This is a genomic window from Allobosea sp. FW305-C-101 (assembly GCF_058783685.1).
In genome coordinates this window covers 226036-249093 of sequence record NZ_JBYSYT010000003.1, presented here as the reverse complement: position 1 = coordinate 249093, position 23058 = coordinate 226036, and the positions used below count along the sequence as shown (strand labels likewise).

General features: G+C 67.0%; 21 protein-coding genes. 15 read left to right on the top strand and 6 right to left on the bottom strand.

The features are described 5' to 3' along the window. Window positions 1-11 precede the first annotated feature (11 nt). Together AC3WMA_RS15785 and AC3WMA_RS15780 are read right to left on the bottom strand one after the other, a co-directional pair. Window positions 12-242: a hypothetical protein gene (locus AC3WMA_RS15785; protein ID WP_492286319.1), complete on the bottom strand. Its 231-nt coding sequence runs from the start codon at window positions 240-242 to the stop codon at window positions 12-14. Between the two features lie 24 nt (window positions 243-266). After that, entirely contained in the window at window positions 267-752 is a 486-nt protein-coding gene (locus tag AC3WMA_RS15780) for a pyridoxamine 5'-phosphate oxidase family protein (protein WP_492286318.1), read from the bottom strand. Between the two features lie 189 nt (window positions 753-941). Here AC3WMA_RS15780 and dps point away from each other — a divergent pair, with 189 nt between their 5' ends. The 7 genes from dps to AC3WMA_RS15745 all read left to right on the top strand — a co-directional run bounded on the left by dps (window position 942) and on the right by AC3WMA_RS15745 (window position 10378). Then, complete coding sequence (dps, locus tag AC3WMA_RS15775) at window positions 942-1493, top strand: DNA starvation/stationary phase protection protein Dps (protein ID WP_492286317.1); 552 nt, start codon at window positions 942-944, stop codon at window positions 1491-1493. Window positions 1494-1641: 148 nt separating this feature from the next. Then, the gene (locus AC3WMA_RS15770; protein ID WP_492286316.1) at window positions 1642-4461 is read left to right on the top strand and encodes a valine--tRNA ligase; all 2820 of its coding nucleotides are present in this window, start codon (window positions 1642-1644) and stop codon (window positions 4459-4461) included. 46 nt (window positions 4462-4507) lie between these two features. Next, window positions 4508-6139 carry an alkaline phosphatase D family protein gene (locus AC3WMA_RS15765; protein WP_492286315.1) on the top strand — a complete coding sequence of 544 codons (1632 nt, stop codon included), beginning with the start codon at window positions 4508-4510 and terminating at the stop codon, window positions 6137-6139. A 161-nt stretch (window positions 6140-6300) separates the two neighbouring features. Beyond that, window positions 6301-6882: a YqaA family protein gene (locus AC3WMA_RS15760; protein ID WP_492286314.1), complete on the top strand. Its 582-nt coding sequence runs from the start codon at window positions 6301-6303 to the stop codon at window positions 6880-6882. Between the two features lie 391 nt (window positions 6883-7273). Then, window positions 7274-9004, top strand: a complete 1731-nt coding sequence (ilvD, locus tag AC3WMA_RS15755) for a dihydroxy-acid dehydratase (RefSeq protein ID WP_492286313.1) — start codon at window positions 7274-7276, stop codon at window positions 9002-9004. Between the two features lie 25 nt (window positions 9005-9029). Next, entirely contained in the window at window positions 9030-9947 is a 918-nt protein-coding gene (locus AC3WMA_RS15750) for a tetratricopeptide repeat protein (protein ID WP_492286312.1), read from the top strand. A 197-nt stretch (window positions 9948-10144) separates the two neighbouring features. Further along, window positions 10145-10378 (top strand): hypothetical protein, encoded by a 234-nt coding sequence (locus AC3WMA_RS15745; RefSeq protein ID WP_492286311.1) that lies wholly within the window; start codon window positions 10145-10147, stop codon window positions 10376-10378. 69 nt (window positions 10379-10447) lie between these two features. Here AC3WMA_RS15745 and xth read toward each other — a convergent pair whose 3' ends face one another. Together xth and AC3WMA_RS15735 are read right to left on the bottom strand one after the other, a co-directional pair. Next, window positions 10448-11227 (bottom strand): exodeoxyribonuclease III, encoded by a 780-nt coding sequence (gene xth / locus AC3WMA_RS15740; protein WP_492286310.1) that lies wholly within the window; start codon window positions 11225-11227, stop codon window positions 10448-10450. Window positions 11228-11362: 135 nt separating this feature from the next. After that, complete coding sequence (locus AC3WMA_RS15735; RefSeq protein ID WP_492286309.1) at window positions 11363-11833, bottom strand: BA14K family protein; 471 nt, start codon at window positions 11831-11833, stop codon at window positions 11363-11365. 243 nt (window positions 11834-12076) lie between these two features. On the opposite strand from AC3WMA_RS15735, the gene AC3WMA_RS15730 reads away from it, so the two are divergent. Next, entirely contained in the window at window positions 12077-12652 is a 576-nt protein-coding gene (locus AC3WMA_RS15730; protein WP_492286308.1) for a TIGR00645 family protein, read from the top strand. 243 nt (window positions 12653-12895) lie between these two features. Here AC3WMA_RS15730 and trpE read toward each other — a convergent pair whose 3' ends face one another. Both trpE and AC3WMA_RS15720 read right to left on the bottom strand, forming a co-directional pair. Continuing rightward, window positions 12896-14410 (bottom strand): anthranilate synthase component I, encoded by a 1515-nt coding sequence (trpE, locus tag AC3WMA_RS15725; protein WP_492286307.1) that lies wholly within the window; start codon window positions 14408-14410, stop codon window positions 12896-12898. A gap of 2 nt (window positions 14411-14412) precedes the next feature. After that, entirely contained in the window at window positions 14413-16326 is a 1914-nt protein-coding gene (locus tag AC3WMA_RS15720; protein WP_492286306.1) for a SurA N-terminal domain-containing protein, read from the bottom strand. Window positions 16327-16514: 188 nt separating this feature from the next. Here AC3WMA_RS15720 and tpiA point away from each other — a divergent pair, with 188 nt between their 5' ends. The 7 genes from tpiA (at window position 16515) to AC3WMA_RS15685 (ending at window position 22907) form a co-directional block, all read left to right on the top strand. Further along, the gene (gene tpiA / locus AC3WMA_RS15715) at window positions 16515-17279 is read left to right on the top strand and encodes a triose-phosphate isomerase (protein WP_492286305.1); all 765 of its coding nucleotides are present in this window, start codon (window positions 16515-16517) and stop codon (window positions 17277-17279) included. Between the two features lie 144 nt (window positions 17280-17423). Next, window positions 17424-17837 (top strand): preprotein translocase subunit SecG, encoded by a 414-nt coding sequence (secG, locus tag AC3WMA_RS15710; RefSeq protein WP_257733041.1) that lies wholly within the window; start codon window positions 17424-17426, stop codon window positions 17835-17837. 152 nt (window positions 17838-17989) lie between these two features. After that, complete coding sequence (pyrG, locus tag AC3WMA_RS15705; protein WP_492286304.1) at window positions 17990-19618, top strand: CTP synthase; 1629 nt, start codon at window positions 17990-17992, stop codon at window positions 19616-19618. Between the two features lie 130 nt (window positions 19619-19748). Next, window positions 19749-20150, top strand: coding sequence for a DUF350 domain-containing protein (locus AC3WMA_RS15700; RefSeq protein WP_492286303.1), 402 nt, complete (start codon window positions 19749-19751; stop codon window positions 20148-20150). A 7-nt stretch (window positions 20151-20157) separates the two neighbouring features. Then, window positions 20158-20781 (top strand): DUF1190 domain-containing protein, encoded by a 624-nt coding sequence (locus tag AC3WMA_RS15695; protein WP_492286302.1) that lies wholly within the window; start codon window positions 20158-20160, stop codon window positions 20779-20781. A 1-nt stretch (window position 20782) separates the two neighbouring features. After that, the gene (locus tag AC3WMA_RS15690; protein ID WP_492286301.1) at window positions 20783-21952 is read left to right on the top strand and encodes a glutathionylspermidine synthase family protein; all 1170 of its coding nucleotides are present in this window, start codon (window positions 20783-20785) and stop codon (window positions 21950-21952) included. 73 nt (window positions 21953-22025) lie between these two features. Continuing rightward, window positions 22026-22907, top strand: a complete 882-nt coding sequence (locus AC3WMA_RS15685) for a VOC family protein (RefSeq protein WP_492286300.1) — start codon at window positions 22026-22028, stop codon at window positions 22905-22907. Window positions 22908-23058: the final 151 nt, after the last annotated feature.

Below are 23058 nucleotides of genomic sequence, written 5' to 3'. Positions count from 1 at the left end.
CATTCACCGTGTCAGGCCGCGCGGCCGGTTCGGCGACGCCGCGGGCGTGACTGCGCCTGCTCGAAGGCACCGGCCTCCTTGAGACGCATCAGGCCATAGCCCACCATGGCGAAAGCCGTCGCTGGCGCGCCGAGCCGCGAGACCAGCATGGTCAGGCCCACGGCGACCGGGCGGGGGTAGCGGCCAGACGCCGCCTCGACTGCGAACCAGGCCCCGAGGGCATGGACCAAGAGCTTCATCATCACATCCTGCTCGTTTCTGCGGGTTTAGAGGCGAACCTTGCGGTTCTCGCCGAGATCGGGCTTGGCGCCGGTGAGCGCCGCTGCCGCCATCTTGACGGTCGTGACGATCTTGCCGGGGCTGTCCCAGAATTCCGCCACGCTCGGCCGGACACGCAGCACGCGGATGTTCGGATCGTTCTCATCGTCCCAGAAGGCGCGGTTGCTGGCATCCCAGAGATCATGCACGCGCTCGCGATCGTCGAGGACGGTCGCCGTGCCCGTCACCGAAACGTAGCGCTGGCCGCCGGTATCGGCGAAGGCGAGGCAGACATTGTCGTTGACCTGAATCTCGTCGTCCTTGTGGTGGCGGCGGTCGGTCAGGAAATAGATCGCGTCATCCGCGCGCTCGCCATGGGCATGCATCGGCCGGGCGCGCAATTCGTCGCCCTGGCCGTCATGGGTCACGAGCATCGCGAACTTGATGGAATCGATGAGGTCCCAGACGCGGGTCTGGTCGCTATGGTGAGGCATGTCGCTCTCCCTGCTGCTGTCGTGGGCTGATGTTGGTCCAACGGGGCGGGACGCGGCTGGTTCCGTGCCGGAAGCAGGCCATCCAACCGGAACCGTGCAGCGGCTCGCGCGTATCAGGAGAGATGCGCCGGGTTCGTCCGGCGCCGGCAGCGACGCTGCTCCCAATCCTTCCCGACCCGAGGATTTGCCATGGCCAAGACCGCAGCCAAGACCGCAACGAAGGCCGCGCCACGCAGTGCACCGAAAAGCTCGACCACGGCCAAGGTGGTCAAATCCAGCCGGGTCGACCTGGCTTCGAACACCAAGACCAAGGTCATCGGTTTGCTGAACGAGCGCCTCGCCGATGGCATCGACCTCTCGCTCGTCACCAAGCAGGCGCATTGGAACCTGAAGGGGCCGGGATTCATCGGCATTCATCTGATGCTCGACGGCTTCCGCGACGAGCTCGACACCCATGTCGACACGGTCGCCGAGCGCATCGCGCAGCTCGGCGGCATCGCCTTCGGCACGACGCAGACCACGGCCCAGGCGACCTCGCTCAAGCCCTATCCGACCGAGATCGTCGCCGTTCAGGATCATCTCGCCGCGTTGATCGAGCGCTATGCCGATACCGCCAACAAGGTGCGAGAGGCGATCGACGCCTGCGACGAGGCCGGCGATGCCGACACCGCCGATATCCTGACCGATTATTCGCGCATGCTCGACAAGTCGCTCTGGTTCCTGCAGTCGAACCTGGCCTGAGGCCTGCGCAGGCCATGTAGAACGCCGCGTATCATCGAAAACGTTGACGCGCGGCCCGTGCATGGGCTCTTAAGGGCCGAGACCTATTTGGCCCGTGATTTTTCCGGCCGGGGCAGGTTCCCCGGCCTTTCTGCGTTCGAGCGATGCGATGATGGACAAGACTTTCGAACCGGCCGCCGTCGAGGCCCGGATCAGCAAGGCCTGGGACGAGGCCAACGCCTTCAAGGCGGGCAGGGGCGCTGCGCCCGGCGCCGAGCCCTATTGCATCGTGATCCCGCCGCCGAACGTCACCGGCTCGCTGCATATGGGCCACGCGCTCAACAACACGCTGCAGGACGTGCTCTGCCGCTTCGAGCGCCTGCGCGGCAAGGACGTGCTCTGGCAGCCCGGCACCGACCATGCCGGCATCGCGACGCAAATGGTCGTCGAGCGCAAGCTCGCCGCCGAGAACCGTACCGACCGCCGCACCATGGGCCGCGAGGCTTTTTTGGCCGAGGTCTGGAAGTGGAAGGAGGAGTCGGGCGGCACGATCGTCAACCAGCTCCGCCGCCTCGGCGCTTCCTGCGACTGGTCGCGCGAGCGCTTCACCATGGACGAAGGGCTCTCTGCCGCGGTCCTCAAGGTCTTCGTCGGCCTGCACAAGCAGGGACTGGTCTACCGCGCCAAGCGGCTGGTGAACTGGGATCCCAAGTTCCAGACCGCGATCTCGGATCTCGAGGTCCTGCAGGTCGAGAAGACCGGCACGTTCAAATGGCAGCGCGGTGGTGAGGACGAATTCGACGCAGCCAAGCTCGACAAGGCGCTGAGCCGCGACCCGAACGGCCATCTCTACTATTTCAACTACCCGCTCGAAGGCGCGACCTACGATGCGGATGACACCTCGACCTTCATCACGGTCGCGACGACACGTCCCGAGACGATGCTGGGCGATACCGGCGTCGCGGTGCATCCCGAGAACGAGAAGATCGGCCATCTGATCGGCCGCAACGCGGTGCTGCCGCTGGTCGGCCGCGTCATCCCGATCTTCGGAGACGACTATGCCGATCCCGAGAAGGGCACCGGCGCGGTCAAGATCACGCCGGCGCATGATTTCAACGATTTCGAGGTCGGCAAGCGCCACCAGCTCGACGTCGTCAACATCCTCGACGGCGAGGCGCGCATCCTGCTGGCCGGCAACGAGGATTTCCTGGCCGGCGCCAAGCCGGAGGCCGAGACGCTGGCGCTCGACGGCGTCGACCGCTTCGCGGCGCGCCGCCGCGTCGTCGAGATGATGGCCGCGCGCGGCCTGCTGGTAAAGGTCGAGCCGAACACCCATACCGTCCCGCATGGCGACCGCTCGGATGTCGTGATCGAGCCCTGGCTCACCGACCAGTGGTATGTCGACGTCAAGCCGCTGGCGCAGCGCTCGATCAAGGCGGTGCAGGACGGCCGGACGAAGTTCACGCCCGAGAACTGGACCAAGGTCTATTACGACTGGCTGGAGAATATCGAGCCCTGGTGCGTCTCGCGCCAGCTCTGGTGGGGCCACCAGATTCCGGCCTGGTACGGGCCGGACGGCGAGGTCTTCGTCGCCGAGTCGGAAGCCGAGGCGCAGACGCTGGCGATGGCGCATTACGGCGACACCGTCGCGCTGACGCGCGACGAGGACGTGCTCGACACCTGGTTCTCTTCGGCGCTCTGGCCGTTCTCGACGCTGGGCTGGCCCGAACAGACGGCCGAGCTGAAGCATTATTACCCGACGGCGACGCTGGTCACCGCCTTCGACATCATCTTCTTCTGGGTCGCCCGGATGATGATGATGGGCCTCAACTTCATGGACGAGGTGCCGTTCAAGGACGTCTATATCCATGCCATCGTTCGCGACGAGAAGGGCGCGAAGATGTCGAAGTCGAAAGGCAACGTCATCGATCCGCTGACGCTCGTCGACAAATACGGCGCCGATGCTCTGCGCTTCACGCTGAGCGCCATGGCGGCGCAGGGGCGCGACATCAAGCTCAGCACGCAGCGCGTCGAGGGCTATCGCAACTTCGCGACCAAGATCTGGAACGCCGCGCGCTTCGCCGAGCTGAACGGCTGCGCCCGCGCCGAGGGCTTCGATCCGGCCAGCGTCAAGCAGCCGCTTAACCGCTGGATTCTCAGCGAGGCGGCGCAGGCGGCCGAGGAGATCGCGGCCGGCATCCCGAGCTTCAAGTTCAACGAGGCGGCGGGCGCGGCCTATCGCTTCGTCTGGAACCAGTTCTGCGACTGGTATCTGGAGCTTGCCAAGCCCGTGCTGCAGGGCGAAGGCGTCGATGCTGCCGCCCGCGCCGAGACGCAGGCGACGGTCGCCTATGTCATCGACCTGATCTGCCAGCTGCTGCACCCGTTCATGCCGTTCCTCACCGAGGAGCTCTGGGCGCAGAAGGCCGAGGCCGGCGCGCCGCGCAAGCTCGTGGAGGGCGATGCCTCGCTGGTCTGCCTGACCCGCTGGCCGGACCTGTCGGCGCTCAAGGACGCGGCCGCGGAGGCCGAGATCGGCTTCGTCGTCGACCTGATCTCGGACATCCGTTCGGTGCGCTCGGAGGTCAACGTCCCCGCCGGGACGCAGGCGCCGCTCGTCCTCGTCAACGCCTCGGCGGCGACGCGGGCGACGATCGAGAGCTGGCGGCCGATGATCGAACGTCTGGCGCGCGTCTCCGATATCGGTTTCGAGACGGCGGCGCCGGCGCAATCGGCCCAGATCATCGTGCGTGGCGAGGTCGCGGCGCTGCCGCTCGCCGGGCTGATCGATCTCGACGCCGAGCGCTCGCGCCTGACCAAGGAGCTGGCCAAGCTCGACCAGGACATCGCGGTCGTCGAGAAGAAGCTCGGCAATCCCGATTTCATGGCGCGCGCGCCGGAGGAGATCGTCGAGGAGAATCGCGATCGCAAGGCTGCGGCCGAGGCCCGTAAGCTCAAGGTCGCGGAGGCTCTGACGCGGCTGGCATAGGATCGCCGCGCCGCGGTCGTGTTCGAGGGTATTGGGGGAAGCCAGCATGTTTCGCCGCGACGCCTTCGGACGTTTCGATCCCGACGATTTCGTCACCGCGATCGGCACACCCACCCGCCGATCGCTGCTGCAGGGGCTGGCGGCTTCGGGCCTGCTGCTCATGGGCGGGCAGGCCCAGGCGCAGCGGCTCTGGGCAAACCCGGTCTTCGCGGCCGATCCGTTCTCGCTCGGCGTCGCCTCGGGGGATCCCGCGGCGGACGGCTTCGTGATCTGGACGAAGCTCGCTCCGGTCCCTCTGGCGGAGCATGGCGGCATGCCGATGCGGGCCGTCGAGGTCGCGTGGGAGGTCGCCGAGGACGAGGCTTTCGCGCGCGTCGTGCAGCGCGGCGCCGGGTTGGCACGGCCTGAACTCGGCCACGCCGTCCATGTCGAGCTAGGTGGCCTTCAGCCGGATCGCTTCTATTTCTACCGGTTCACCTGCGGTGGCGTGCGCAGCCAGGCGGGGCGCGGCCGGACCTTTCCGGCGGCCGGGGCTGCCGTCGAGCGGATGCGTTTCGGCGTGGTCGGCTGCCAGCGCTACGAGGACGGTTTTTTCACCGCTTTCCGCCATGTCTCGGAGGAGCGCTTCGACTTCGTTTATCACTATGGCGACTACATCTACGAATATCGCACGATCCGGCCGGGCGACCGCCCGTTGCCCGTCGCGCGGGTGATGCCGGGCGATCCCGACGAAATCTATGCGCTGTCCGACTATCGCCGCCGCTACGCGCTCTACAAGCTCGATCCCGACCTCCAGGCGGCCCATGCCTCGGCGCCGTGGCTGGTTTCGTTCGACGACCACGAGATCGACAACGACTGGGCCGGCTTCGTCTCCGAGGAGACCGGCGTGCCGCCCGAGATCTTCGCGCTGCGCCGGGCGGCCGGGTTCCAGGCCTGGTACGAGCATATGCCGCTGCGGCGAAGCGCGCTGCCGAACGGTCCGGCGATCCAGGCCTATCGCCGCTTCCGTTATGGCGATCTCGCCCAGATCGACGTGCTCGACACGCGCCAGTTTCGCACCGACCAGCCTTGCGGCGGCGGCTGGCAGGCGCGCTGCGCCGATGCGCTGGCTCCGGACAAGACGATGCTCGGCCCGGCCCAGGAGGCCTGGCTCAGCGAGGGTTTCCGCCTGCCGCGAGCGCGCTGGACCGTGCTGGCGCAGCAGGTGATGATGATGCGACGCGACAACGACCCGGAGGCCGGCGGCGCCAGCTACCACATGGACAAGTGGGACGGCGCGGCCGCCGCGCGGCAGCGCCTGTTCGACGGGCTGACGCAGGCGCGGATCGCCAATGCGATCGTCCTGACCGGGGACATTCACCAGAACTGGGCTGGCGAGCTGAAGGCCAATTTCGACGATCCGGCCTCGAAGACGGTTGGCGTCGAATTCATTGCGACCTCGATCACCTCCGGCGGTGACGGCGCGGCGATGACGCGAGCCGGCAGGGTCGGGCTCCAGAAGAACCCCCATATCCGCTATTTCAACAGCCAGCGCGGCTATATGCGCCATAGTGTCGGCAAGGAGCGCTGGCAGGCCGATTACCGCCTGCTCGAGCGTGTCACGCAGGCCGGCGCGAAGGTCGTGACCGGCGCGAGCTTCGTGACCGAGGCCGGCAAGCCCGGCCTGGCGCCCGCGTAGGCGATCGCGTCGTGCCCGGTTCCCGCCACGACTCCGTCTTCAAATTGACCTTCGCGTAAGAGAACGCTGGCATTCTCCCACCGAGACGGTTAGATGCGCATCAGGCGCAAGCCTGCCATGCGCCTCGATGCCAGTAACCCAGGACCGGTTGTTTCGTCACGATGCTCAAGCGAGCCTATGACTGGTGCGTTTCATACGCCTCCCATCCCGCCGCCCCGTGGCTGCTTTTCGGCATCACCTTCATCGAAAGTTCGTTCAGCCCGCTGCCGCCGATTCCGCTGCTGATTCCGATGTGCATCGCCAGGCCGGATCGCGCCTGGTTCTATGCCGGCATCTGTTCGCTCGGCGCCGTGCTCGGCGGCTATCTCGGCTACGCCATCGGCGCGCTGCTCTATGAGTCGGTCGGCGCCTGGCTGATCGGCATCTACGGCCTGCAGGACAAGGCCGCCAGCCTGATCGCGACCTCGCAGGACTACTGGTTCTGGGTGCTCGTCACCAAGGGCCTGACGCCGATCCCGTTCAAGATCGTCACGATCATGTCCGGCTTCCTGCATTTCGACCTGTGGAAGTTCACGATCGGCATGGTCGTCTCGCGCGCCAGCTTCTTCCTGATGATCGCGGTGGCCCTGCGCTTCTACGGCGACGACATCCGCATCTTCATCGAGAAGCACCTGCCGATGGTGGCGCTGGCCCTGCTTGTGGTCATCATCGGCGGCTTCTTCGTGCTGCCGATGGTGCTCTGAGCGGCCGTTCGAAGCCTACCCAGCCCTCATTCCGAGGCATGCCTGGAGCCGCCGTCATGCGGCTCCCCAACGCGCGGGCTCGCGCGCCCCGCAGCCGTCGAAGTCACCGTTACATTACCTTGCTGGCCCCGGTTTTGTGACATCGGCGCAACACCCGGGCGGGATCGGTGTCCGGTGCCGCCCCGGCCGCCCCAATCGCCGCGAAGCCGCCACAAACGAGGCCCAGCAAAACGCTGCGTTAAGTGCCTGAGATATATCAAAATCGGGGGTAACGCGCGGAGCCGGGAAGGGTTCCGGACGTTTTTCGAGTTTTCAGGGGCGCGATTGCTCCCGGCAGGCATGGCGTGGCACATCTTCGCGCCGTGCTGATCGGGGGACAGGACGAGTGGCGATGGACGGGCGTGTGTACGACAAGTCGAGGCTGCCGAGCCGCCATGTGAGCGTTGGCCCGGCCAAGGCCCCGCACCGTTCCTATTATTACGCAATGGGCATGACCGCGAAGCAGATCGCGCAGCCCTTCGTCGGCGTCGCCTCCTGCTGGAACGAAGCCGCCCCCTGCAACATCTCGCTGATGCGCCAGGCCCAGGCCGTGAAGAAGGGCGTCGCCTCCGCCAGCGGCACGCCGCGCGAGTTCTGCACCATCACCGTGACCGACGGCATCGCCATGGGCCACCAGGGCATGAAGTCGTCGCTGGCCTCGCGCGAGGTCATCGCCGACTCGGTCGAGCTCACCATGCGCGGCCATTGCTACGATGCGCTGGTCGGCCTTGCCGGCTGCGACAAGTCGCTGCCCGGCATGATGATGGCGATGGTGCGCCTCAACGTGCCCTCGATCTTCATCTATGGCGGCTCGATCCTGCCCGGCAATTTCAAGGGCCGCCCGGTCACGGTGCAGGACGTGTTCGAGGCCGTCGGCAAGCATTCGGTCGGCGCCATGTCCGACGAGGACCTGAAGGAGCTCGAGGAGGTCGCGTGCCCCTCGGCCGGCTCCTGCGGCGCCCAGTTCACTGCCAACACCATGGCGACCGTCGCCGAGGCGATCGGCCTCGCGCTGCCCTATAGCTGCGGCGCGCCGGCGCCCTACGATGTCCGCGACACCTTCTGCTACACCGCCGGCGAGATGGTGATGGAGCTGATCGCCCGGAACATCCGCCCGCGCGACATCGTCACCCGCAAGGCGCTGGAGAATGCCGCGATGGTCGTCGCCGCGACCGGCGGCTCGACCAATGGCGCGCTGCACCTGCCGGCGATCGCGCATGAATGCGGCATCGATTTCGACCTGTTCGAGGTCGCCGAGATCTTCAAGAAGACGCCCTATATCGCCGACCTGAAGCCGGGCGGAAAATACGTCGCCAAGGACATGTTCGAGGTCGGCGGCATTCCGCTGGTGATGAAGAGCCTGCTCGATGCCGGCTTCCTGCACGGCGACTGCATGACCGTGACCGGCCGCACCATCGCCGAGAACATGGCCTCGGTGAAGTGGAACGACCAGCAGGACGTGGTCTACCGCGCCGACAAGCCGATCACGGTCACCGGCGGCGTCGTCGGCCTGCAGGGTAACCTCGCCCCGGAAGGCGCGATCGTGAAGATCGCCGGCATGCCTGAGGACCAGCTCGTCTTCACCGGTCCGGCCCGCTGCTTCGACCGCGAGGAGGACGCCTTCGAGGCCGTCAAGAACCGGACCTACGAGGTCGGCGACGTGCTGGTCATCCGCTACGAGGGCCCCAAGGGCGGCCCCGGCATGCGCGAGATGCTGTCGACCACCGCCGCGCTCTACGGCCAGGGCATGGGCGACAAGGTCGCGCTCATCACCGATGGCCGTTTCTCGGGCGCGACGCGGGGCTTCTGCGTCGGCCATGTCGGGCCTGAGGCCGCTGTCGGCGGCCCGATCGGCCTGATCCGCGACGGCGACATCATCGAGCTCGACGCCATCACAGGAAAGCTCGCAGTCCGCCTTTCTGATGCCGAACTTGAAGCGCGTCGTAAGGACTGGAAACCACGCAAGACCGACTACAATTCCGGTGCGCTGTGGAAATACGCGCAGACCGTCGGCTCCGCCAAAGGCGGTGCCGTCACCCACCCAGGAGGGGCGGCCGAAACCCATTGCTATGCGGATATCTAGCTCAACCATAGCATGCCTGTTCCTGTTGCTGGGCGGCCATCAGGCCGTCCTGGCGCAGGACTTCTCAGGCGCGAAGCCGCTGCTGCCGCCGCGCGCCATTCCGGGCGCGGCGCTGCCGGAGCCGGACGATTCCGGGCCCGGCGGCCATGGCGCAGCTGCCGTCGCCCCTGGCCCCGATACGCCGACCGCCCATACCGCGCTGCCGCTCGTGCCCTTCACCAGCGCCCGCGACGCGCTGAAGGCCTGGATGCGCGACTCCACCGCCGGCAACAAGGTCGGCGCCGTGCGCGCGCTCGAATACGCGGCCTCGCAGGGCCATCTCACCGCCCAGTACAAGCTCGGCCGGATGTATGCCGGCGGCGAGGGCGTCCCGACCAATGATCTCAAGGCCTTCGAGTATTTCTCGAAGATCGCGGACGAGAATGCCGATGCCATGCCCGGCACGGCCGATGCCCGGCTCGTCGGCAGCGCCTTCGTCGCGCTCGGCAACTATTTCTCGGACGGGATCAAGGGCAGCTATGTGAAGCCCAATCCCGACCGGGCCTTCGACATGTTCCACTATGCCGCCTCCTATTTCGGCGACCCGGACGGCCAGTACAATCTCGCCCGCCTCTACATGACCGGGCAGGGCGCCAATCGCGATCCGCGTCAGGCGGCGCGCTGGATGAAGCTCGCGGCCGAAAAGGGCCATGCGCCGGCCCGCGCCGCCTTCGGCGAGATGCTGATCCGTGGTGGCGAGGGCGTGCCGCGCCAGCCGGTTCTCGGCCTGATGTGGCTCGCCATGGCCCGCGAGGGTGCCGATCCGGCCCGCGAGGCCTGGATCATCGAGCGCCATGACGTGGCTTTCGCGGCGGCCTCGGCCAACGACCGTTCGGCGGCGCTGGCCCTGATCGAGCGCCAGCATCTCGGCAGCTCGCGCAACGGCGCCGCGCCTCAGAACTGAGGCGCTGCATCTGAGAAGGCTGCGCTGCCGTATCCCATGCAGATCCTGCTGGGAGTCCTGCCATGCGCCCCTTCACACTACTCTGCCTCGCTGCCTTCTCGTCCTCCATCATGTCCCACGGAGCAGGCGCTCAGGAGCGGTTCGAGGATTGGGCGCCTCTTCGGAACCCATTTCCGAGCACGGGTGGCGGCGGGATCATGATTCACGACTACGATCCTGTCATCGCAGACGGAACGTGCAAAACACTGTTCCGGGCGATCGAGCCGAATGGCACCGTCTATCGCAACAGCATCGTCTTCGACGCTGTTGCGACGCAGGGTGGAGTGCTCTGCACGAACGGCAAATGGCGCTCGCTCGACAATGAGGCTGCTGGGACGACGCCGTTCCGTGTCTTCATCAAGGATGGAATCCGACGCGGCAGCGCGGATTGACTGGGGTTCCGCGCATCACTGCATGGCCGCATTCTGCGCGGCGGCGATGCAGTCCGATCGGAAGCCGCTTCAGTGCAGCTCCAGCATGACCGGCACATGGTCCGAGGGCTTGTCCCAGCCGCGGACATGCTTGGCGATTGTCACGCCTGAGAGCCGGTCCGCCGCTTGCGGCGAAAGCAGCAGATGGTCGATGCGGATGCCGTTGTTCCGCTGCCAGGCGCCGGCCTGATAGTCCCAGAACGTGTAGAGCCCGGACGCATCGGTCGTGCTGCGCAGGGCCTCGGTCAGGCCGAGATTGGTCAGACCCCGGAAGGCCGAGCGCGTTTGCGGCAGGAAGAGCGCGTCGCTGACCCAGGCGGCCGGGTCGCGGGCGTCGCGAGGCTCGGGGATGACGTTGTAGTCGCCGGCCAGCACCAGCGGCTCCTCGTGCTCCATGAGCATCCGGGCATGGGTGGTGAGCCGCTGCATCCAGCCGAGCTTGTAGGGGTATTTCTCGGTATTGGGCGGATTGCCGTTGGGCAGGTAGATCGAGGCGACGCGCACCACACCGTCGCCGAGCGGCAGCACGCCTTCGAGATAGCGCGCCTGCTCGTCGCCATCGTCGCCCGGCAGGCCGCGGCGGACATCCTCCAGCCGCGAGCGGCTCAGGATCGCGACGCCGTTGAAGGTCTTCTGTCCGTGCGTCTCGACCTGCCAGCCGGCGGCCTCGATCTCGGCGCGCGGGAAATCGGCATCCACGCACTTGATCTCCTGCAGGCAGAGCGCGTCGGGCTCGGCCTCCTTCAGGAAATCCAGGAGATGGCCGAGGCGCTGCCTGACCGAATTGACGTTCCAGGTGGCGATCCGCACGCGATGCTCCGATTCAGGCTGCCGGCAGGATAAAGCGGGACGGCCGCCATGATGACAAGCCGTTTCCGGCCGAAACGAAAAACTCCCCGCATCGCTGCGGGGAGTCCTTGTCTGCGATCGCGCTGTCGCCTGCTGTCAGGGGCAGGCGCGAACGACGCCGCCCGAGGCGATATAGGTCCCGGTCTCGGGGTTGTAGCTGCGGAAGCGGCGCGAGCAGTAGGCCACGGCGTCGGTGTCCTCGACGCTGTAGCCATAGGCACGCGGCACGGCCGGGGCATAGACCACCGGCGGCTCGACATAGACCGGAGCCGGCGGGGGATAATAGTAGACCGGCGGCGGCGGTGGGGCCGCGAACGCGCCGGCGGCGAGCGCACCACCGATGATGCCGGCGGCGATGCCGGCGCCCACGGCCGGGCCGCGGCGATAGCCGCCGTAGTAGCGCGGGCCGTAGCCATAGCGGCGGTATTGCACGGTCTCGATGAGATCGCTGCCGGCCTGCGTCGTGGCGACGGCAGGGGCAGCGGGAGCGAACGGGGCAGCCGATGCAGGCAGGGCGAGTAGGGTGCCGCCGGCAATGGCGGCAGCGACGGCGAGCGTCCTGATCATGACGAAACTCCTCTGCGGTACCAGGCGAGCGGAACTCCGCATGTTCCCCCGTTTGGATTCGAATGTAGCGGTCCCGTGACCACAGGGAAAGCTAGCAGTCAATCCGGGCATAAATAGGCCGTCACGCTCCCGTCGCTTTTGCCCGCGAAAGCAACGTCGAAGCGCTTGCGCAGACGGAATTTCCTCGCCATCTAGCGCTGCATCCGCATAGCGACACTTTGTTCGAAGGATCGGAAACCGACCATGGCGCAACCGCGCGACCCGTCTGCCCAGCCCGCCGCGCTTGGCCCGTTGAGGCCGCTGCCGGCCATCATCTTCAGCTCGCGCTGGCTGCAGCTGCCGCTTTATATCGGCCTCATCGTGGCGCAGTGCGTCTATGTCTTCTTGTTCCTCAAGGAGCTCTGGCACCTCGTCACCCATGCCTTCGACTTCAGCGAGCAGCAGATCATGCTGGTCGTGCTCGGGCTGATCGACGTGGTGATGATCTCGAACCTGCTGATCATGGTGATCGTCGGCGGCTACGAAACCTTCGTCTCGCGCCTGCGGCTCCAGGGCCATCCCGACCAGCCGGAATGGCTGAGCCACGTCAATGCGAGCGTGCTCAAGATCAAGCTCGCCATGGCGATCATCGGCATCTCGTCGATCCATCTGCTCAGGACCTTCATCGAAGCCGGCAATATCGGCATCGCCGGCAAGACCGCGAGCTATACCGAAGCCGGCGTGCTGTTGCAGACGCTGATCCATGTCGTCTTCATCCTCTCCGCCATCGGCATCGCCTGGGTCGACAAGATGACGTCGACGCCCGGCAAGGCTCACTGACCAGCAAGGTTCACTGACCCGGACGCAGAAACAGAAACGCCCCGCCGGACCGGCGGGGCGTTTTGCGTTTCGGGCTCGCTATTCTTTGGCACAACGGTGTCGTCATCCCGGACAAGCTGCGCAGCAGCGCCGCTCCGGGATCCATCGTAGAGCTCCAGAGGCCTCCGATGGATCCCGGGTCAAGCCCGGGATGACGTCTGGTTTCCGAGGAAACCTAGCCGCGTTCCGGGGCAGCCGTATGCCTTACTGTCCGCGCCCGCTGCGGGCGGCGAAGCGGATCGCCTCCTCGGCGGCGCGGAACAGGGCCTTGGCCTTATTGATGCACTCCTCCTGCTCGGAGGCCGGGTTCGAATCGTAGACGATGCCGGCGCCGGCCTGGACATGCATGCGCCCATCCTTGACCACGGCCGTGCGCAGCACGATGCAGGTATCCATCTCGCCATTGGCGCCGAAATAGCCGATGCAGCCGGCATAGGCGCCGCGCGCATCGCGCTCCAGCTCGTCGATGATCTCCATCGCCCGGACCTTTGGCGCACCCGACACAGTCCCGGCGGGGAAGCCGGCGATCAGGGCACCGAGCGAATCGTGCTTCGGGTCGATCTTGCCCTCGACGTTCGAGACGATGTGCATGACCTGGCTGTAGCGCTCGATGAAGAACGAATCGGTGACCTTGACCGTACCGATCTCAGCGACGCGACCGACATCGTTGCGGCCGAGATCGAGCAGCATCAGGTGCTCGGCGCGCTCCTTCGGATCGGCCAGAAGCTCCTCGGCGAGGGCATTGTCCTCGGCCTCGGTCGCGCCGCGGCGTCGCGTGCCGGCGATCGGCCGGATCGTGACCGTGTCGTCACGCAGGCGGACGAGGATCTCGGGACTCGAGCAGACGATCTGGAAGTCGCCGAAATCGAGATAGCACAGGAAGGGCGCCGGATTGACCCGCCGCAGCGCCCGGTAGAGCGCGAAGGGCGGCAGGGCGAAAGGCGCCTCGAAGCGCTGCGACAGCACGACCTGGAAGATGTCGCCGGCGCGGATGTACTCCTTCGCCTTGCCGACCATCTCCAGATATTCGGCCTCGCTCGTGTTCGACGTGGTTGCCGGGACGGGGAGGTTGGCGATGTCGATCTCAGCCTCGGCGGGGAGGGCGCCTTCCAGCGCCCGCACCACCGCTTCCAGCCGCTCCTGCGCCCGCTCATAGGCATGGCGCGCGCCGACGCCCGGCATGTGCCGGACCGGCGTCACGACATGGATCTCGTCGCGCACGGCGTCGAACACCACCATCAGCGTCGGCCGTGTCAGGATGGCGTCGGGCACGCCCGTACCGGTTTCCTTCGGTTCGGGCAGGCGCTCCATCAGGCGCACCATGTCGTAGCCGAGATAGCCGAAAACGCCGGAGGCCATCGGCGGCAGCCCTTCCGCCTCCGGAATGGCGCTCTCTTCCAGAAGTGCGCGCAGGCTTTCGAAGGCCGGGCGCGGATCGTCGAGGAAGCTCTCGCCCAGAGCCGTGCGGCAGAGCGAAGCCTGCCCGTGATGGCAGCGCCAGATCAGGTCGGGCTCCAGCCCGATCATCGAGTAACGGCCGCGCACGGCGCCGCCCTCGACAGATTCGAGCAGAAAGGCCGGGCCGGTCGTGGCGTGGCGCAGCTTCAGGAAGGCGGCGACCGGCGTCTCGCAATCGCCGACCAGCACCTGTCGCAGCAATTGCGGGGCGCCGGTCTCGTAGGTCTGCGCGAAGTGCTCGAACTCCTGGAGCGGCTGCATCGTCAGTTCTGTGCCCCGCCGGTCGCGTTGCGGAAGGCGGCCTCGTTGATGCTGACGCCGAGCTCGGCCTGCCGCTTGGCGACATACTGCAACATGATGTCCTCGCTCACGCTGGACGAGAGCAGCCGCTCGAAATTGCCGGCCTCCTGCGTCGTGCGGACATAAGGAGCCACCGTCGCCGAATCGACCTTGAACAGGATGCGTCCGCCATCCGGCGTGGCGGCGGAGCCGCTCTTGCCCACGGTGGTGCCGAAGACCTGGGCGATAACCGTGCCCGGCAATTCCGGACGCTGCTCCTGGCGGCCGAGATCGGCAGCCGTCTCGATCGTGAGGTTGGCCGAGGCCGCGACCGCGTCGAAATTCTCGCCTTTGTCGAGACGCTCGGTGAGCTCGCGCGCCTTGGCGGAGAGCTTCGTCGCGGTCTCGTCGGCGCGCCACTGCTTCTCGACCTCGGCCTTGACCTCGTCGAAGCCGCGCTCGCGCGCCGGATCGATCTTGGTGACGTCGAACCAGACATAGCCGGTGTTGCGGGGCAGGCGAATCGCTTCGTTGTCGACGCCGATATCCGAGCGGAAGATCGCCTGCAGCGTCGGGTCGCCGCCGGGCAGAGCCTCTTCGCGCGAGCCGTCCGGCCTGCCGAGACCGGCATTCATCGGGCCGGCCGTGCGCAGGGTGAGGTTGAGTTCCTTGGCGATCTCGGCGAGCGGCCGGGCCGAGGCGCGCTGGTCCTCGATCTTGTCATGCAGCTCGGTGATCTGGGTGGCGGCGCGGCTTGTGGCCAGCTCCTGCTTCACCTCGATGATGACCTCCTCGAGCGGGCGCACATGCGCGCCCTCGACCTTGGTCACGCGCAGCAGCACCGTGCCGAAGGCGCCCTTGACCGGCGCGCTGACGCCGGCCTCCTCAAGGGCGAAGACCGCATCGCGCACGGCGGGATCGATCATCTGATCGCGGGTGAAGGTGCCGAGCGTCAGGTCGTTGAAGGCGACGTTCCGCTCGGTCGCGATCTCGTCGAAGGTCTCGCCGCCATCGATCTTCGCCTTGGCGGCCTGCGCTTCCTCTTCGCTGGGGAAGGGGATCTGCTGGACGGTGCGGGTCTCGACGGCGGTGAAGCGCTGGGCCTTCGTCGCGTCGTAGCGCGCCTTGGCCTCGTCGTCGGTGACCTTGGCGGGGTCGGCCAGCGTCTCGGCCGTGATCGCGAGAATGTTGGCCGTGCGGAATTCCGGCGCGCGGAAGGCGGCCTTGCGGTCGTTGAAGAAGCTCTTGAGCTGGTCCTCGGTCGGGGCCGCGATCTCGCCGGCGGCGCTCGCCGGCATCCGGGCGAAGGTGATCGTGCGCTTCTCGTTGCGCAGCCGGTTGCCGACTTCCTGCAGGGCGAGCGGGGCGGAGAGGCCGCCGACGACCATCTCCGAGAGCTGTTGGCGCAGGATGGTCGAGCGCTGGAGGGCGACATAGCTCTGCTCGGTGTAGCCGTTCGTGCGCAGCAATTCGTTGAACCGGGCCGAGGAGAACTGGCCGGAGGCGTCGCGGAAGACCTGGTCGTCGAAGATCAGGTTGCGGATGGTCTCGTCGGAGACCGCGAGGCGCATGCCTTGCGCCGTCTGGTCCAGCGTCGCCTCGGTGAGCAGGCGCGAGAGCACCTGCCGGTCGAGGCCGAGCGCGCGCGCCATCTCCGGCGAGATCTGCCGGCGCTGCTGGCGGATCAGGTTCTGGATCTCGTTCTGATAGGCGGTGCGCATCTGCTCGAGGCCGATCTCGGTCGTGCCGACCTTGGCCACCTCGTTGCGGCCATAGCCGCGGAAGATGTCGCCCACGCCCCAGATCGCAAAGGACATGATGAGGAAGCTGAACATGATCGCGATGACGAGCTTCCCGAAGAAACCCTGACCCGCCTTGCGGATGCCCTGCATCATCATGGAAGCTGTCTTTCCCTGAACCTGTTCGTGGCGCGGAAACGGGCCCGCGCGCGTATTTGCCGGCGCTGCTTATAGGAACCGACGGCGAAAGCCGCAATCGCCGTCACAGTCGCCATGCGGCCTCGCATGCGATTGCGGCGCCGGCCGGGCATTGCTAGAGCCGGGAGAACGAATTTCGGAGGATCGACGTGACGCGCAGCATCAAGCCGCTGGTGGCGGGCAACTGGAAGATGAACGGCCTGAAGGCCGACCTCGCGATCGCGGCCGAGGTCGCGAAGGGCTACGATGGCGCACTGAAGCCGGCCGTCGACCTCGCGATCTGCCCGCCCGCCAGCCTGCTCTTCGCAGCGACCGCCGCGCTGATCGGCTCGCGCATCGCGACCGGCGGGCAGGATTGCAGCACGCAAGGCTCCGGCGCCTTTACCGGCGAGGTTTCCGCCGCGATGCTCACTGACGCGGGCGCGAGCTTCTGCATCGTCGGCCATTCCGAGCGCCGCACGCTCCACGGCGAGACCAACGCCACGGTGAAGGCCAAGGCCGAGGCTGCGCAGAAGGCGCTGCTGGTGCCGATCGTCTGCGTCGGCGAGACCAAGGACGAGCGCGAGGCCGGCAAGGCGCTCACCGTCGTCAAGAAGCAGTTGCGCGGTTCCGTGCCGGATGGCGCGACGGCCGCCACGCTCGTCGTCGCCTATGAGCCGGTCTGGGCGATCGGCACCGGGCTGACGCCGACGGCCGCCGATGTCGCCGAGATGCATGAGGCGATCCGCGCCGAGCTCGGGCGCCTCCTCGGCAAGCAGGCGGCTGCCGGCGTGCGCCTGCTCTATGGCGGCTCGGTGAAGCCCTCGAACGCTGCCGAACTGATGAATGTCGCCCATGTCGACGGCGCTCTCGTCGGCGGCGCCAGCCTCAAGGCGGAGGAATTCCTGGCGATCGCCCGAGCCTGCGCCGTCTGAGCACTCCCACGTGAATAGGCCGGCACGCAGGGGTGGCGCTGCCGGTCCACGCATGTTATGTGCCGCGCCGAATTCGCCTCGATCTTCGAGGAGGAGCGGGTGCCCCTTGGCGGCGGCCCGCGCCATGCCCATTTTCGTGAGACCATGCAGAACGTTCTCATCGTCATCCACCTGATCATCGTCGTCGCGCTCGTCGGCGTCGTGCTGTTGCAGCGCTCCGAAGGCGGCGGCCTCGGCATGGGCTCCGGCGGCGGGGGCGGCGTCGGCGGCTTCATGACCGGCCGCGGCCAGGCCAATGCCCTGACCCGCGCCACGGCGATCCTCGCCGGCCTGTTCTTCCTGACCTCGATCGTGCTCGCGGTGATGGCCAATACCGGCCGCACGCAGCGCTCGATCATCGACGGCGCGCCTGCGACGTCCGCTCCGGCCACTCCTGGCGCGCCGGCCGGTCCGAGCGCCCCGAATGCCGGCGGCGTGCTCGACCAGCTCCGCCAGATGCAGAACCAGAATCAAGGCGGCGCACAGCCGCCGACGCCGCCAGCGGCGCCGCAGCAGTAACCAGGGCAGGGCCGGGAAACCGGCCCTTCTCTTTTGATATGGGAGAGGCCGGGCGACCGGCCTTCTCTTTTGTGGACAAGCGTGCAGGGCAAGGCGGGACTGCTCAGAACGCGCTTAGCGAATCGAACCCGTGGCGATAGAGGTGACCTCCCATGACGCGGTATGTTTTCATCACCGGCGGCGTGGTGTCCTCGCTTGGCAAAGGCCTGGCGGCGGCGGCTCTCGCGGCCCTTCTCCAGGCGCGCGGCCATACGGTCCGCCTGCGCAAGCTCGACCCCTACCTGAACGTCGATCCGGGCACGATGAGCCCGTATCAGCACGGTGAGGTCTTCGTCACCGACGACGGCGCCGAGACCGATCTCGACCTCGGCCATTACGAGCGCTTTACCGGCCGGCCCTGCAACAAGGGCGACAACATCACGACCGGCCGCATCTACATGGACATCCTGACCAAGGAGCGCCGGGGCGACTATCTCGGCGCGACGATCCAGGTCGTCCCGCACGTCACCAATGCCATCAAGGACTTCATCCTCACCGGCAACGAGGGCTACGATTTCACGCTGGTCGAGATCGGCGGCACGGTCGGCGACATCGAGAGCCTGCCCTTCCTCGAAGCCATCCGCCAGACCAACCAGCAACTGCCACGCGGCCAGTGCATCTTCGTGCACCTGACGCTGCTGCCTTATATCCCGACCGCTGGCGAGCTGAAGACCAAGCCGACCCAGCACTCGGTCGCCGAATTGCGCTCGATCGGCATCCAGCCCGACATCCTGCTCTGCCGCACCGACCGCGAGATCCCGCGCGAGGAGCGCCGCAAGCTCGCGCTGTTCTGCAATGTCCGCGAGACCGCCGTGATCGAGGCCCGCGACGTCGCCTCGATCTACGACGTGCCGCTCTCCTACCATGCCGAGGGTCTCGATACCGAAGTGCTTGCCGCCTTCGGGATGGATGCCAAGCCCGAGCCCGACGTCACCGGCTGGAAGCGCATCTCCGAGCGCGTGAAGAACCCCGAGGGCGAGGTCACCATCGCCGTCGTCGGCAAGTACACGGGCATGAAGGACGCCTATAAGTCCCTCATCGAGGCGCTGACCCATGGCGGCATCGCCAACAATGTGAAGGTCAATCTCGACTGGATCGAGTCGGAGGTCTTCGAAAAGGAGGACCCGGCGCCCTTCCTCGAGCATGTCCATGGCATCCTCGTGCCCGGCGGCTTCGGCCATCGCGGCGCCGAGGGCAAGATCAAGGCGGCGACCTTCGCGCGCAACCGCAAGGTGCCGTATTTCGGCATCTGCTTCGGCATGCAGATGGCGGTGATCGAGGCGGCGCGCTCGCTCGCCGGCATCGAGGACGCCAACTCGACCGAGTTCGGCCCGACGCAGGAGCCGGTCGTCGGCCTGATGACCGAATGGATGCGCGGCAACGAGCTGGAAGAGCGCGCGGCCGGCGGCAATCTCGGCGGCACGATGCGGCTCGGCGCCTATGCCTCGACGCTGGCGGCGGGTTCGAAGATCGCCGAGATCTACGGTTCGACCGAGATCTCCGAGCGCCATCGCCACCGCTACGAGGTGAACATGGGGTATCGCGAGCAGCTGGAGGCGAAGGGCCTGCGCTTCGCCGGCCTCTCGCCCGACGGCCTGCTGCCCGAGACGGTCGAATATCCCGACCATCCCTGGTTCATCGGCGTGCAGTACCATCCCGAGCTGAAGTCGCGCCCCTTCGAGCCGCACCCGCTCTTCGCCAGCTTCATCGAGGCGGCGAAGGCCCAGAGCCGCCTGGTCTGATTTCGTCAGGGGCTCTGAGGGCGCATCCTCTCTTTGAATGACGGCTTGTGCCGTTCTCCTGTTACCCTGAGAATAGGCCGCCTCGTCGACCTGTGGTCGGCGCGGCGGGACAGGGCAGGGGGCAGGGCGCATGACGATCTCGATGGCGGGTCTGCCCGCGTTCCTTCTCTATTTCGTCGTCGGCGCGGCCCTCATCGCCGCTTTCGTCGCGGTCTACCTGCGCATGACCGCCCATGACGAGATCGCCCTGATCCGCGGCGGCAATCTCTCGGCGGCGGTCGCGCTTGGCGGCAACACGGTCGGCTTCTCCCTGCCGCTGGAACAGGCGATCTCGCAGGCCAGCAGCATTCCCGACTGCGTGCTCTGGGCTCTCGCGGCGATGATCATCCAGTTCGCGGCCTATGGCCTAGCGCGGCTATTGATCCCCGAGTTGTCACGGAAGATCGAGGAGGATCGCTTGCCCTCCGCGGTCATGCTTGCCGTGATCGCGGTGGTATCCGGGACGCTGGCCGCGGCCAGCATGACGGAGTGAGGCGGCCATGAAGCGCTCCTCGCAGATCGGGCTCGCAGCCGCAGGCGTTCTCCTCGTCGCCACCGTTTGGTCGATGACGGGCGAGGACCCGCAGGAGAACCTCGTCTATAACAGCCTGAGCGATTGCCGGGCGGCCGGGCAGCTCACGGCGCAGCAATGCGAGACGGCCTTCTCGGAAGCGACGGCGGCGCGGCTCAAGGATGCGCCGAAATTCCAGAGCCAGTCCGCATGCGAGGCTCAATACGGGGCCAATGGTTGCGGCTCCGCAAGCATCGGCGGCGCGCAATATTTCATCCCGGCGCTGGCCGGCTTCATGCTCGCGCGCGGCCTCTCCGGCGGACAGGCGCAGGCGCAACCCCTGATGCCGCCGACCACCTCGGCCTGCCCACCGGGCTCGACGCAGCCCGAATGCCAGCAGGCGCGCTCGTCCTCGTCAGGTTCATCGGGCGGCAGCAGCTCCTACGGCGGCAGCAGCAGCCGCTCGCGCGCCTATTCGACGGCGACCGGGAGCAAGGTCACGGCAGCCTTCGCCGGGGGCTCCCGCGGTGGCAGCGTCTCGACGACCAGCACGTCCTCGCGCGGCGGATTCGGCTCGACCGCGCGCTCCTATTCCTCGCATTCCTCGTCCTGAGATGCGCCGCGTCACGCTTCCGCCACGCCCGGACTGGGTCGAACAGGTCGAGCGCCTCGGCTTCGCCTTCCACACGATCGACGGCGAGACCTATTGGGACGAGAGCGCGGCTATCGCCTTCACGCTGGAGGAGATCGAGCGCGATATCGAGGGACCGACCGAGGCGATCGAGCAGCTTTGCTTCGCCTTCATCGAGAAGGCGCTCGACCATGAGGAGACCCTGACCAAGCTCGCGATTCCCGCCGAGCACTGGGATTACATCCGGAATAGCTGGCAGCGCGGCGAGCGCAATCTCTACGGCCGGCTCGACCTCGCCTATGACGGGCGGGGGCCGGCGAAGCTGCTCGAATACAATGCCGACACGCCGACCGCCCTGTTCGAATCCAGCGTGGTGCAATGGGACTGGCTGGAACAGGCGATGGCGCGCGGCGCGCTTCCGAAGGGCTCCGACCAGTTCAACTCCTTGCACGAGCGCCTGATCGCGGCCTTCAAGGGCCTGCGCGAGCCCTCGCCCTACCGCCTGCACCTGACCTGCGTGCAAGGCAGCCCCGAGGACAAGGGCACGGTCGATTACCTCACCGATTGCGCGGTGCAGGCCGGGCTCGACGCGCGCTTCACCTATATCGAGGAGCTAGGCCTCCTCACCGATGGGCGCTTCTGCGACGGCGCCAACCAGCCGATCGAGACGCTGTTCAAGCTCTACCCCTGGGAATGGATGTTCCGGGAAAGCTACGGCAAGGCGCTTGCCGGCTCGGGCTGCCAGTTCATCGAGCCGCCCTGGAAGGCGATCCTGTCCAACAAGGGGCTGCTCGCCTGTCTCTGGGAAATGGAGCCCGGCCATCCCAACCTGCTGCCGGCGTTCTTCGAGGGCGATCCGCGCTGTGCGACACTCTCGGCCCGGCATGTGCGCAAGCCGCTCTATTCGCGCGAGGGCGCCAATGTCACGCTGATGGAGCGCGGCCGCGTGCTCGACAGCGACGACGGCCCCTATGGCGCCGAGGGCCATGTCCTGCAGGATGCCGCGACCAACCTGTTCTCGGCGGACGGGAAATACGCGGTGCTCGGCTCCTGGCTCGTCGCCTCGCAGGCCTGCGGGCTTTGCGTCCGCGAGGACGCCTCGCCGATCACCAAGAACACCTCGCGCTTCCTGCCTCACTATATCGAGCCCTGATCGCGGCACGACATGACCGCGCCCTGATCTGTGCTAGCCTTGGGCTCCGATACGCCTGTCGACGGAGCCTGCCATGCCTGCAAACGCCTCAACGCCCCGCGGTCTCGACCATCTCGTCATCGGCGTCCGCGATCTCGATGCCGCCTGGCATTTCTACGAGAAGCTCGGCTTCCGCGTCGGCGCCCGCAATCGCCATCCCTGGGGCACCGAGAACCGGATCGTGCAGTTCCCCGGCTCCTTCCTGGAGCTGGTGACGATCGCCGATGATGCAGCGATCCCGCCGCATGGCGAGCGCCGCTTCTCCTTCGGCGCCTTCGTGCGCGAAGCGCTGGCCGGGCAGGGCGAGGGGCTCTCGATGCTGGTGCTGGAGAGCACCGACGCCAAGGCCGATGCAGCCGCCTTCAAGGCGCAGGGAATCGGCGATTTCGAGCCGTTCTTCTTCGAGCGCCGGGCGCGGCGCCCGGATGGCAGCGATGTCCGCGTCGCCTTCGAGCTGGCCTTCGCCGCCGATTCGCGCGCGCCGGAATGCGGCTTCTTCGTCTGCCAGCAATTCGAGCCGCAGAATTTCTGGAATCCCGAATTCCAGCATCATCCGAACGGCGCCACCGCGCTCTCGGCCGTCGTGATGCTGGCGGAGGAGCCGGCCTTCCACCGTGCCTTCCTCTCGGCCTTCAGCGGCGCCGCAGAGGTGCTGGAGGGCAATGAGGACTATGTGCTCGCCCTGCCGCGCGGGCGCATCGACGTGCTCGATCCCGAGGCCGCGCAGGGCGCCTATCATGTCGAGCCGGACACGACGCCCGCCCGTTTCCTCGGCTTCTGCGTCTCGGTGCCCGATCTTGAAGCGGTGGCGGAACGCCTGACCGAGAATGAAGTCTCGTTCCAGCGTGGCGAGGAGCGGCTGTTCGTGCCGGCCGAGCATGCCTTCGGCTGCATGGTCGCGTTCGAGCAGGGGTGAGGGCGGCGGCAGTTTGCCCGGCACCACCTCTGTCATTCCGGGGCGCGCCGTAGGCGCGAACCCGGAACCCACGATTGGGTAGGATATCCAAGACCCGATTGCAGCCGGCTCACCCAGTCGTGGGTTTCGGGTTCTTCGCTGCGCGAAGCCC